14 protein-coding genes and 2 pseudogenes are annotated in these 11,463 nt (G+C 42.6%); all 16 read left to right on the forward strand.

All coding sequences use genetic code 11. The features are described 5' to 3' along the window. The first annotated feature begins 67 nt into the window (after positions 1–67). The 16 genes and pseudogenes from IY568_RS09675 (at position 68) to IY568_RS09745 (ending at position 11,361) form a co-directional block, all read left to right on the forward strand. Positions 68–1,891: a protein kinase domain-containing protein gene (locus IY568_RS09675; protein WP_194867431.1), complete on the forward strand. Its 1,824-nt coding sequence runs from the start codon at positions 68–70 to the stop codon at positions 1,889–1,891. A 92-nt stretch (positions 1,892–1,983) separates the two neighbouring features. Beyond that, positions 1,984–2,280 (forward strand): hypothetical protein, encoded by a 297-nt coding sequence (locus IY568_RS09680; protein WP_194867432.1) that lies wholly within the window; start codon positions 1,984–1,986, stop codon positions 2,278–2,280. Between the two features lie 576 nt (positions 2,281–2,856). Continuing rightward, positions 2,857–3,285: a hypothetical protein gene (locus tag IY568_RS09685; RefSeq protein WP_194867433.1), complete on the forward strand. Its 429-nt coding sequence runs from the start codon at positions 2,857–2,859 to the stop codon at positions 3,283–3,285. A 100-nt stretch (positions 3,286–3,385) separates the two neighbouring features. Beyond that, positions 3,386–3,721, forward strand: coding sequence for a hypothetical protein (locus IY568_RS09690; protein ID WP_194867434.1), 336 nt, complete (start codon positions 3,386–3,388; stop codon positions 3,719–3,721). Between the two features lie 136 nt (positions 3,722–3,857). Continuing rightward, a complete protein-coding gene (locus IY568_RS09695) occupies positions 3,858–4,496 on the forward strand; it encodes a hypothetical protein (protein WP_194867435.1) in 639 nt (212 codons plus the stop codon). A gap of 140 nt (positions 4,497–4,636) precedes the next feature. Further along, positions 4,637–5,094, forward strand: a pseudogene (locus IY568_RS09700) (transposase); the annotation flags it as partial. A gap of 92 nt (positions 5,095–5,186) precedes the next feature. Then, a pseudogene (locus IY568_RS09705) lies at positions 5,187–6,032 on the forward strand (transposase); the annotation flags it as partial. 92 nt (positions 6,033–6,124) lie between these two features. Next, complete coding sequence (locus IY568_RS09710; protein ID WP_194867436.1) at positions 6,125–7,096, forward strand: transposase; 972 nt, start codon at positions 6,125–6,127, stop codon at positions 7,094–7,096. A gap of 334 nt (positions 7,097–7,430) precedes the next feature. Beyond that, positions 7,431–7,775, forward strand: a complete 345-nt coding sequence (locus IY568_RS09715) for a TonB family protein (protein ID WP_194867437.1) — start codon at positions 7,431–7,433, stop codon at positions 7,773–7,775. Between the two features lie 132 nt (positions 7,776–7,907). Next, positions 7,908–8,117, forward strand: a complete 210-nt coding sequence (locus IY568_RS09720; RefSeq protein ID WP_138536486.1) for a hypothetical protein — start codon at positions 7,908–7,910, stop codon at positions 8,115–8,117. 100 nt (positions 8,118–8,217) lie between these two features. After that, a complete protein-coding gene (locus tag IY568_RS09725; RefSeq protein WP_138536492.1) occupies positions 8,218–8,610 on the forward strand; it encodes a hypothetical protein in 393 nt (130 codons plus the stop codon). 119 nt (positions 8,611–8,729) lie between these two features. Beyond that, complete coding sequence (locus IY568_RS09730) at positions 8,730–8,960, forward strand: hypothetical protein (RefSeq protein WP_228553242.1); 231 nt, start codon at positions 8,730–8,732, stop codon at positions 8,958–8,960. Positions 8,961–9,084: 124 nt separating this feature from the next. Next, positions 9,085–9,510, forward strand: a complete 426-nt coding sequence (locus IY568_RS09735) for a hypothetical protein (protein ID WP_194867438.1) — start codon at positions 9,085–9,087, stop codon at positions 9,508–9,510. 117 nt (positions 9,511–9,627) lie between these two features. Continuing rightward, positions 9,628–9,882 carry a DUF6228 family protein gene (locus IY568_RS25430; protein WP_416365164.1) on the forward strand — a complete coding sequence of 85 codons (255 nt, stop codon included), beginning with the start codon at positions 9,628–9,630 and terminating at the stop codon, positions 9,880–9,882. Between the two features lie 63 nt (positions 9,883–9,945). After that, positions 9,946–10,461, forward strand: a complete 516-nt coding sequence (locus IY568_RS09740) for a hypothetical protein (protein ID WP_194867439.1) — start codon at positions 9,946–9,948, stop codon at positions 10,459–10,461. Between the two features lie 735 nt (positions 10,462–11,196). Beyond that, positions 11,197–11,361, forward strand: a complete 165-nt coding sequence (locus IY568_RS09745; RefSeq protein WP_194867440.1) for a hypothetical protein — start codon at positions 11,197–11,199, stop codon at positions 11,359–11,361. Positions 11,362–11,463 lie beyond the last annotated feature (102 nt).

The raw sequence follows: 11,463 nt of genomic DNA on the forward strand, positions 1-11,463 counted from the left end.
CATTGGTGGCAGTAGAGGTGAGTATTACAGTCGTACACTAAACGGATAGCGTTAAACGGACAGTTATATGGCAGAAAAGTCGATCCACAACTTTTACATCAATGAACAACAGTCGGTGTATTTGCTCTCACATAAAGATGCAAAAAAACACCGTCAGTGGCTCAACATTTGTCAGAAGCAACTGACTTTGCTGGGCTATCGGGATGTGGAAGTGATTGGCTCAGGTGCTTTTGGTTTTGTCTTTGCCGGTATTGATGAGCAGGACAGGGAATGGGTGTTTAAGTTCTCCCGTATCACACTGGCACAAAGTGTGCGTGACCGTCTTGAAGATGAAGCGTATATGCTGTCACAGATCCATAATCCTATGGTGCCCGAATTTTACGCCTTTGAACGGGTAAAAAAGCAGGGGATCCTGATGATGGCCCGCGCAAAAGGCGAAGACCTCGAGCAGTGGTCGTTAAAACGTGGCCGGTTTAAACCGCATGAACTGGTGCACCTGGCCAATAAGCTACGTAACGTTTTAGTTGATTTACGCGACCGTAAAAATGGTATGTCGCCGCAGCCTGTGGTGCATGGCGATATTAAACCCTCTAACATCGTCTGGGATGAACAAACAGATAGCTTCTCGCTGGTTGACTGGGGTAGCTCAGTGTATGCGCAGCTCGATGCCCACGGCGAGCCCATTGCCAGCAATATCATGGATCTGATGTCCTCTGACATTAGTAGCACCAATGCCCGAATGGGCGATGTGTATTTTATCGGCGACGAACAGATGTCGGGTGCGCGCTCTTCGCCGCGCTTTGACGAGCAGGGCGTGGCATCCACAATCTATGCGCTGGCGAGCGCTCAGTCCTGCCGTTTTGGTGCCGCTGTAATTCCTGCAACCAGCTTAGGCCTGCCGCAGGCATTTGCCAGAATGATCGATGCGATGCTGAGTAAAGACAAAGTCACACGCGATCAGGCCGGCGATTACTTTATGCGTAATATGCCGGCAATGGCGCGTATGTATTTGCCTGAACTTGAAACGGCGCCCAGCAAGGCCAGCATCCCATTCTGGTTCACTGAAATCGACGAAGAGCCAGACACGGTTGTGTACAGCTCTCGTAAACAGTTTTTACGTCGGGCCGATCATAACCAGCAACTGTTGGATGTGAACGATGCTCAGCTTGACCGTTACTATAAAGAGTTTTTATTCGATACCGGCGACAGCGAAAAAGCGTTTCTGGCGTCTATCAGTCGGCTGGCAAAGTATCCGGTAGTAGGCGGTCTGAGTTTTCACTGGAAAGACGCTTCGTTGTTTGTTGAATCCAGCCTGGTACTGCACGATGAATCCTTGCAAAGTGCTTTTACCGATGCGGTAAATGCCACTGTGATGCTGGCTCAAGGCATAGAGCAGAAGGGCTTGTTTAAATGCTGCCTGTTTGATGCCAGACAAACCATTCAGCTTCAGCGCGATGGCACAGGTGCATTTATTTTTGATCAGGTTCCTGAGCTGCAATATACGGTATCGGACATTGGTACCAGCGAAATCGCCAGGCCGCATTCTTACTTTGAGGACGGCAAAGACCCCGACGAACAACTGCAATTACCGCGGCAAATAGTGCAATGCGTATTTGAGCTAAACCAGATCCATCATACCGGCTGTATCATTTTTGAGTCGCTCAACGACCGCCTTAAAATTCACCATTATTATTGCCTGCTGGATGCCAGTAAAGAGCGAGAGTTTAAAGTGCTGCTAACCCGTATTATGCAATATGCCATGAGCATTCAGGACTTTGGCGTCGCAGGTTTTATGAAATTACCCTATAAAAATACCCGCGAATTTGCCTTATGCGCAAGGCAACCTGATCACTTTTATCCCAAAGACCCTAAGGCCGCTGCACAGGGCTGAATGAGGCCGTCTACGACTAAGATATAACAAAACGCACGTTGCACATCGGCCCGTCCTCCGCCAAGATAAACAGCTAATAACCGGAGGGAAACATGGATCAGGAAACACGCCGAGAGCTGCTCAAACTGAGCTGGAGCATGCACGACGAAGTAGAGCAGGCCATATTAAAAGATAGCGCCAAACAGGGCGACGACAACTGGACAGAAAAGCAGAAACTGCTGCTGGCTGATATGTCGCTGCACCTTCTGCAAACCGCGCTAAAACCTAATGGGCTTAGCCGGGAAAAGCTTAAAAATAACCTCAACGCCATTCTAACGCTCAGCGATGACTTTATCGACGAAGTCGACTTACGCAAAACCGCCGATGCCCTTTATGGGTTGGATAAGTGAACGGCTCTTACTCTAGCTGATAGCAAGTCATAAACGGGGTTCCCTTTACCTTCTACGCTCGTCATCCCGGTCATAGAGCCGGGAACTATTTAAAGACCACGCAGTAGCATCCAGTTATAGACAAACCTGACAAACAACTCCGTCACCCTGGTCATAGAGTCGGGTACTACCACTGAGCTCAACGCGTACAGATTCCAAAAAAGGTGAATAAGGCATTTTCACTCCTATACTGTTTTTTATACAGGTATAAGTGAATGCGGCCAATTATCAAGTCAAACTTCTCATTTTCTCCGCGCTTGAAGGTCTCGTTTAAGTGAAACACCAATTTAAGTTCTTTATATTCATGAGGTTAGTAGTTTTACATAGGAAAACCACTAGTCTCCCCATGAACGAGGCTCGGTTTCAACAAAGCCATTTTGGCTTGAGCAATGTGGGCAATGGTGGTAGGTTATTGTTATTAATATGAATAAATTAATTTGGCTGTGGATCTTTACGGTTTTAGGAACGGGGTTTAACCGGTATTCACGCTAATAAGCTGTTATGTGTCTATTCAATCTATCGGTTATGAGGTTTTAATTGGCTAACCATAGTAAAAAAATAAATTTGGCTAAAGAGCAATTAGAAGATGCAATAGATATGCTAGTAAATGGAAGATATATATCTTGCCTAACTCTAGCTGGAGCGGCTGAAGAAGTTTTTACTGCTTTAGCTGATGCAAAGCTTGGTAAGAACCCTTTTAACTTAATACATGAGTTGATTAACTACGATTTAGCGGCGGAAGGACACCAACAAATATCTAGAGGTAGATTCCGTAAAGTTAGAAATGGCGCTAGAAATTTAGTTAAACACCATGATCAGGGTGATGATGAATCTGTGCATATAAATAGGCGTGGTCAAGCGGTAGCCACACTTGGCCAAGCAATGATCTCTGCCGATATGTTAGAAGTAAAATATAAAAACAAAAGAAAATATAATGCTTGGTTAAAACAGTATAGAAACACATAACAAGCCAATTAAGACGTGACTGCTAACAGCTTGCTCAGTTCCGCTTCGCTTCACATTTTAGCAAGCTATTATCAGCCCCTTATTGGAGCGTTAGGTTTTTATGAAGAATGTCGTCAAAAAGAACATTTTCGGAATAGTTTTAGTACTTTTATTACTGCCCATTTTAGGTTTTATTCCTTTTGAATTGTCTGATGAAAGCGAATTTGTTTTATCAGTGACTTTGGCGGTGTTCGGTTTTGTGTCTTTTTTAGCTGCAATTCTGGTTTTTTGGGTTGCTTACTATGCTCATGGGCGTTTGATAGCTGTAATTGCTGGTGTTTCTTACTTTGCTTTGCCTGCTATTCATGAGTACCTGTATTTTGCAGTAGTTTTATCAATACTGCTGTATTGGGTTTCACTCAAAAAACAAGTCAGGGAATTTGCCAACAAAACCTAACAAGGCCGTCAAACAAAGGACACAAAACAGCAGGCTGTGCTCCTTCGTCGCAAATTTTAGCCTGCTATTTTGTGCCGTTTACGGCAAGCGTTAGAGCTCACTTTGTCTCGAATATCAGCATAATTAAAGGAACGTAATGCAAAACCTTGTAAAACATACGCTTTACCTTTTTCTATGGATTACTGGCCTAACCGCCGCTATGACGCTAGCAGGTATTGGATATGCTTGGTTTTTCTTGGAAACCAAAGAGCTCTCCCATTTAGAGTGGCTAATAGGCTCTGTGATCATAGAAGTAGTTGCAGTGATCCTTATGCTTGCTAAAAAAGGGATGAAGTATCTTCCGGACACACAAACCGATAAAGAACCAAAAGATACCCTTAAGTTTATGGAAAGCTTCATCTCTACTGGCACTAGCGCAACGGTTGTCAGTAACAGGGTCTCTTGGCTGGTAGGTGAGGATAAGCTGATATCAATTCTTCAATCAAAAATTGAAAGCGGCACTCGCATTGAAATTATCACGCCAAATGAAGTCCCAGAAGCACTTAGAGAAAACCTGAAAGGTGCATCGTTTATTGTTACTAAAGAAAATATATCACCAGAAGCTAGGTTTACATTAGTGAATGGTGACCGTAGCGGGGCTGAAAAACTCGCCATTGCCCGAGGTGTTCACCCTGACCACGAGATCACAATTTTTGATAATAATTCTGGCCCCCAAATAATTGCGATGGCAAAGGACATAATTAGAAAGTCCAAGGAGCTATCAAATGCCGCATAGATGGTGCAATTCGGCACAGATACGTCGAGAGCAAATTGAGTCAGGAACACAAGATTGAATAGACACCCACCCGAAACTGGCGTGCGGAATGTACGTCGTCTACCTTTAGGTAATGCTCAATGGATTGAGAATGTCAAAGTATGCCAACTGCAAGGAAGAAGCAGGTCAGCTTATCAGACACTAAGTACTACACTGCATATCCCGGTGTGTTCGCCGGGCATTTCTGTGCGGCAAAGACCGCGTCACGGGCAAGTCTTATGAACATCGGCGAGACTGGGTTGAGGAAAAATTGCTGACCCTTGCGAAGGTGTTTTGCATTGATGTGTGTGGCTAAGCGGTTATGAGCAATCATACGCATATTGTGTTGTATGTGGACGATAAGAAAGCACTAAGGTTATCAGATAAGGCGATAGTGCTTCGCTGGCATAAGCTGTTTAAGGGCAACTGGCTGACGCACAAGTTCATTAATGGTGATGAGCTGAGCACATCCGAGTGTAGTATGTTGGTAGCTGATATTGCTGAATTCAGACACCGTCTTGCTAGCATCAGCTGGTTCATGCGGGTGCTTAATGAAGACATTGCCCGCAAAGCTAATAAATATAGATTGAATAGACACCCACCCGAAACTGGCGTGCGGAATGTACGTCGTCTACCTTTAGACAATACTCAATGGATTGAGGATGATAAATTATGCCAATGGCAAGGAAGAAGCAGGTCAGCTTATCAGATACTAAGTATTACCACTGTATATCCCGGTGTGTTCGCCGGGCATTTCTGTGCGGCAAAGACCGCGTCACGGGCAAGTCTTATGAACATCGGCGAGACTGGGTTGAGGAAAAATTGCTGACCCTTGCGAAGGTGTTTTGCATTGATGTGTGTGGCTATGCGGTTATGAGCAATCATACGCATATTGTGTTGTATGTGGACGATAAGAAAGCACAAAGGTTATCAGATAAAGCGATAGTGCTTCGCTGGCATAAACTGTTTAAAGGCAACTGGCTGACGCACAAGTTCATTAATGGTGATGAGCTTAGCGAGTCAGAGCATAATATGCTTGATGCAGACATCAGTGAATTTAGAATACGTCTTGCGAGCATCAGCTGGTTTATGCGGGTGCTTAATGAAGACATTGCCCGCAGGGCCAATAAAGAAGATGGTTGTACAGGTCGGTTTTGGGAAGGGCGATTCAAGTCACAGGCTTTGTTGGATGAAGCGGCGCTGGCAGCGTGCCTGGCTTATGTTGACCTGAACCCAGTCAGAGCCAAAATGGCAGATACACCGGAAACGTCAGATTACACCAGCATTAAAAAGCGTATTGAGCATGCACAACAAGGCAAGCAACCCAAAAGCCTACTGCGTTTTGCGGGCAATCCAAGAAAGCACATGCCTAAAGGGTTGCCGTTTGAGCTGAGCTATTACATACAGCTAGTTGAATTAACAGGTCGATGTATGCGTGCAGATAAGCGGGGTTATATCGGCGATAGCCAGCCTTTGTTGACACGATTGCAAATAGAGCCAGACAACTGGCTCAAGCTTGAATGATTGAATAGACACCCACCCGAAACTGGCGTGCGGAATGTACGTCGTCTACCTTTAGGTAATGCTCAATGGATTGAGGATGCTAGATTATGCCAATGGCAAGGAAGAGGCAAATCAGCCTATCAGACACTAAATACTACCACTGCATATCCCGGTGTGTTCGCCGGGCATTTCTGTGCGGCAAAGATCGCGTCACGGGCAAGTCTTTTGAACATCGGCGAGACTGGGTTGAGGAAAAATTACTGACCCTTGCGAAGGTGTTTTGCATTGATGTGTGTGGCTATGCGGTTATGAGCAATCATACGCATATTGTGTTGTATGTGGACGATAAGAAAGCACTAAGGTTATCAGATAAAGCGATAGTGCTTCGCTGGCATAAACTGTTTAAAGGTAGCTGGCTGACGCACAAGTTCATTAATGGTGATGAGCTTAGCGAGTCAGAGCACAGTATGCTTGATGCAGACATTAGTGAATTCAGAACACGCCTTGCTAGCATCAGCTGGTTCATGCGGGTGTTGAATGAAGACATTGCCCGCAAGGCCAATAAAGAAGATGGTTGTACAGGCCGGTTTTGGGAAGGACGATTTAAGTCACAGGCCTTACTGGATGAAGCGGCATTAGCAGCGTGCCTGGCGTATGTTGACCTGAACCCAATCAGAGCCAAAATGGCAGAGACACCGGAAACATCAGACTACACCAGCATTAAAAAGCGTATTGAGCATGCACAGCAAGGAAAGCAACCCAAAAGCCTACTGCGTTTTGCGGGTAACCCAAGAAAGCACATGCCCAAAGGATTGCCCTTTGAACTGACCTATTACATTCAGCTGGTAGAGCTAACAGGCCGATGCATGCGTGCAGATAAGCGGGGTTGTATCAGCGATAGCCAGCCTTTGTTGACACGATTGCAAATAGAGCCAGACAACTGGCTCAAGCTTACTACGCAATTTACGAAGGTCTTCCATGGCGCGGTAGGGCGAAAGCAAGCGATGACAGATTACTGTGAGCATCTTCATAAAAGACGACGCGCCAACTTGACTCAGTGCGAGCGATTACTGGGTTAACACCTTCCCGTAAGTACCATTGCGATTTATCTAAGTTGAGGCTTGGATGCGCATTTGTATTGTCCGAATCTGATTAATCTTCAGGATTTCGTGCTTAAACTTACGACTTTCACTACTCAGAGCTTATAGAAAGCGCAGCATTTGATAGTCTTGCATTTCTTTACTGAACCTGCCCACAATAGGTCTGTGGATTTACCGGTGGGTGTCACTTAATATTTTAGCAAGGTGCTTATAACAAGTACCTAAAGCAAAGGACGCAAAACAGCAGGTTTGTGCTCCTTCCTCGCTAACTTTAGCCTGCTATTTCGCGCCGGATAGGCAAGCGTTATAATCCATGATGATCGAATTAGTTTTAGCCTCAACCTTAGTGTCATTTGTTAATACCGAAATGTATGAGATAGATTCGTGCATAGGTGAAAAATTTGAGTTAATTGAAGCTGTAAACCCTCAATGGCCAATACATTCCGAAAGATTCTTAGGTGTCGGTTACGTTGACTTTAGGGTTACAGTGAATAGAGAAGGTAAGGTTGTAGAGCACCAAATCACTCGCTCTCAGCCAAGACGAATTTTTGATAGGCAATCACTTCGTGCGCTAAAGAAATGGAAATTTAACTCATCAAAGCATGCAGAACGCTGCTTTGATGTAACTTTTAAATACGATTCGGACGAATTTGAGTAAATGGATTATAACAAGTTGCTCAAGTTCGTAAACTTATTGGGACAGTTAGTAGTTGGCTTGGCACTTCGCGCAAGTTTAGCCAACTAGTAATTGCCCCTTAGCAAAGCCTTATGTTTACAGGACAATCGAGCATTGGAAAACACTCCAGAATATCCTATATGTATCGTTTATGAGGACGAAACCGAAAATGTTGTGTTAGCTAACGCAATTGAGGTTATGACTCACCTCGAATGGTTTGACTCTGATGATCCTGAATCTTATGCTCAAGTAACAGATGCAAAAAATAAAGCTGTTAGCCTTAAAGTTGAAGCTCTGGAAATTATAGAGCTAAAATACACATAGCAAGGCAAATTAAAAAGGGCGGACAAAAACCAGTTGGCTTTGTTCGTGCCTCAAATTATAGCCAACTAATTTTTCCCGTTTACGGCAAGCGTTAAATGGCATGATGGAAGCAATATTTATATCAACCAATGGCACATATCTAGAAGCTACCCTTGAAATAGAGGGGAAGCAGTACTGTGTTATGGATGAATTGACGCTAGATATCGAAAACCTTCCCAAAATAGGCGAAAGCTTTGCATTCGAGTTTTCAAATTCCCTCGATGAAGATGAAAGTTGGGAATCAATTTTCCAATCTAACCCTGAAAAGAAAAAGTGCATTGAACAAGTTTCAGGCTGGAGATACAGAGCTTTCGGTCAAATAATTTCGATAAACCCAGTTACAGTTGATTGTGGCATTTTAAAGGAAGAAGATATAATCCATACAAATGATCCAAGTGTAGTTGGAGAGTTTATTAGTTTTACAATTAGCAGGCTCGGTGTGTATGCCATTTAACAAGTCAGTCAAAGCGGACGCATACTCGCTGGCCTATTTATTGCTAATCGCTTCGCGGAAAAAACGTCCATCAAGCATGCGCCGTTGCTGCAAGCATTATATTTCCATTGGAGTCTGTCGTGATTCTTAACAACGAGTATGAGGTCACAATAGCAAGTGATGTCAGTAACGGTCGAGACGGAATAGGAGTTGAGATTTATTTCAAGGGTAAGTTGATACTTGAGATATTTCGTGATGACACAAAAAAGTCGCGTGAAGTAACAACTTACGACAAAGATATCCCGCTAGAGGTTGTTGAAGCTTCTATCGAGTTATTCAAAAAAGAAATACCTTGGGATTTCCAAGATTAGTTCATTGGAAATATAAAAAGTTAATTAAAATGTGGACGCAAAACGGCAGGCTTGCGCTCATTCCTCGCTTAGTTTAGCCTGCTATTTCCCACTGTTTATTAAGGCGTTAGGTCTAGGTTTTAGCATGGAAGTAAAATTCGGGATTGGATTAGGTAATATTAGGTTTGGCATTGATCAAGTTACCCTAAAAAGGCTGATAGGAGAGCCCAACAAAATAGACACCGATAATGATGGGCTGCTGCTTCTTCAATACAACAAACTTAAGTGTACGTTTTGGATGGATGAAACTGACAGGCTTCACTGGATTCAATGCTCAAATCCAACGTTATTAATTCAAGGTGTTAACATAATAGGCTTAGAGGTGCTGGTTGCTATTTCTAAACTTAAGGTAATCATCGAAACGCCTTTTGAATTTGAAGATTATGGCTCAATGGAAAGTTACACCTTTCCGGAACAAGAGCTTGAGATTCAATCTGAGTACGGTGTTGTTACTACCGTTTGTTTTGGTCATTTCTGGAAAGATGATGAACCGCTGTATACTAATGCCTAACAAGTTACTAAAAAGGATGTAAAACGCTGGCTTGTGCTTCTTCGTTGCTAATCTTAGCCAAGCATTTATGCGCCCATTAGTAAGGCGTTAGAAGTCATCAATATAGATAGGGTAGTTATTAAATCAGGTAACACCGCCGCTATCCTTACTTTTAGTGAGCGTGACGGCGATTGTTTCTCAGTTACCTATGAAAGTCCTTCTGTGAAACTCAGGAAAAGGGTTTGGGGATACACCGACTGCGAATTCCTCGTTAATCTCTTTGAGTTCATTGCTAAGGAATGGAAAGGTTGGGATGGTGCCCAAGAATGGGTGTCTATTGAAGGTGAATCTTGGCGTGTTCGTGCCTCACCAATTATGGTCAAGTATTATTAGCTCGTTACTCGAGGCGTTGTATTTTTATTCAAACTTTGAGTTTATACAAATTGGTAAGTTAGTTTGTCAGTCGTTAACCTGTTATGGAATAAAAAAATTACTCTTACCTCAGATTCTTTAGAGGGTTTCAAAGAGTTGAAAGGAGACTTGTGGGAGTACTTAGTTAAAGATACTAATAATACCTATAGAGTGTTCCGAAGCTTTTTTGACAATAAGTATTACGTTTATGAATTGATAGAACCAAAAGGTGAAACTTTGATAGCCAAGCTTCACTGCAATGGCGACTTTGAAACATACTTAAACAAAAAGACGATTAAAGATTTTGTATGGTTTGGTAGCCAATATAGCAATTTAGCCGAAGGTAAGTTAAAAATTGACAACTACAGTAAAATTTATTTAAACGATGAATTGGTAGCTTTTGTCGGTGGAGAAAATAGAGTAAATTGGTTTTTTAAGGTTGTTTTACATGGTCGTAAAATTCGCTATCGGAAATGGAGTGGAATTAAATATAATTCCTTTCGGATTAATGAGAGACTAGCCTTATCTCTAGTAGTATCATATATGGCTAATTTGGACTAAAAAATGCCGTTACTTATGGCGTTATATTTTCAAGGAAGGTTTATGAAGTTTTTAATTTTTGTAGCAATAGGGCTCTTTTCGTCTTCTAGCCTTGCTGATTGTGATTTTAATGTTAAACGATCAAATGATGAAATTGATGATTGGCTAATCTAAAAAAGTCCTACATACAGAGAAATGGTTAAAGATATCAGATCCAGACCTATATTCCGTACCTATATAATAAAAGATGCTATTTCCGTTAGAACAGGGAATACATATGCTAGAGACGAGGGGTTAGAGATACATGTAAACCCTAATCTTTTACCAGCGAGAAAGATTTCTACAGTAATTTTTGAAATGAGCAATGCATATTTTAATCCTGAGCACCAAAAAATAGACAGACTTGTAGACAAAGGCTTTATTAAAAAAAGAAGAATTTGGATTGGCCCATGAGATTTATGAGTACGAGGCGATAAGTAAGCATAGATCTGTAATTGGCGACATCAATAATGCTTGTAACAGACTCCCAAAGGATTTTTATCACCTTGTGTCGATTAAAAATCGAATTTTTAAAAATACAAAATTCCGAGTTTAGATAGATATTTGGAAAATCAACTAAAATCAGGACATGCAGCCCATTATTATGGTTGGTTTTCAAAACGACAAAAAAGATAACTATCAGCTACAGCGGGTCAATTTAAGCTGCGCTTCAATTGCTCGCTGACTGGGGCGTTATATGCCCAGAGAGACATCCGAATGAGCTTTACTATTTTAGCTGAAGTAGAAGTTTTAAAAGTTAACGATAAAGACTTTCTGGCGAGATTTATTAATGGTGCTAGGCCAGCTATTTCTTATAAAAGCTTGGAAACTTCTGGTGCATCTTTTGCGTCATGCTCGGCCTTGTTGATCAAATCCAGATAGCTTAGGCAACACTGCGATTTCAGCTGTTTCCTTGATATTTAGGCATACCTAGCCCAGCCATTCTATTGAGCACTTTCACTTTGATCATCGCTTCAGTGTGCT

The sequence above is a fragment of the Pseudoalteromonas sp. PPB1 genome (genome assembly GCF_015356275.1).
Taxonomy (GTDB): domain Bacteria; phylum Pseudomonadota; class Gammaproteobacteria; order Enterobacterales; family Alteromonadaceae; genus Pseudoalteromonas; species Pseudoalteromonas rubra_D.

What these genes read in the sequence shown, in the direction of transcription:
- IY568_RS09675 (WP_194867431.1), top strand. Translation starts at nt 68, where the DNA reads ATGGCAGAAAAGTCGATCCACAACTTTTACATCAATGAACAACAGTCG.
- IY568_RS09680 (WP_194867432.1), top strand. Translation starts at nt 1,984, where the DNA reads ATGGATCAGGAAACACGCCGAGAGCTGCTCAAACTGAGCTGGAGCATG.
- IY568_RS09690 (WP_194867434.1), top strand. Translation starts at nt 3,386, where the DNA reads ATGAAGAATGTCGTCAAAAAGAACATTTTCGGAATAGTTTTAGTACTT.
- IY568_RS09695 (WP_194867435.1), top strand. Translation starts at nt 3,858, where the DNA reads ATGCAAAACCTTGTAAAACATACGCTTTACCTTTTTCTATGGATTACT.
- IY568_RS09710 (WP_194867436.1), top strand. Translation starts at nt 6,125, where the DNA reads ATGCCAATGGCAAGGAAGAGGCAAATCAGCCTATCAGACACTAAATAC.
- IY568_RS09715 (WP_194867437.1), top strand. Translation starts at nt 7,431, where the DNA reads ATGATGATCGAATTAGTTTTAGCCTCAACCTTAGTGTCATTTGTTAAT.
- IY568_RS09725 (WP_138536492.1), top strand. Translation starts at nt 8,218, where the DNA reads ATGATGGAAGCAATATTTATATCAACCAATGGCACATATCTAGAAGCT.
- IY568_RS09735 (WP_194867438.1), top strand. Translation starts at nt 9,085, where the DNA reads ATGGAAGTAAAATTCGGGATTGGATTAGGTAATATTAGGTTTGGCATT.
- IY568_RS09745 (WP_194867440.1), top strand. Translation starts at nt 11,197, where the DNA reads ATGAGCTTTACTATTTTAGCTGAAGTAGAAGTTTTAAAAGTTAACGAT.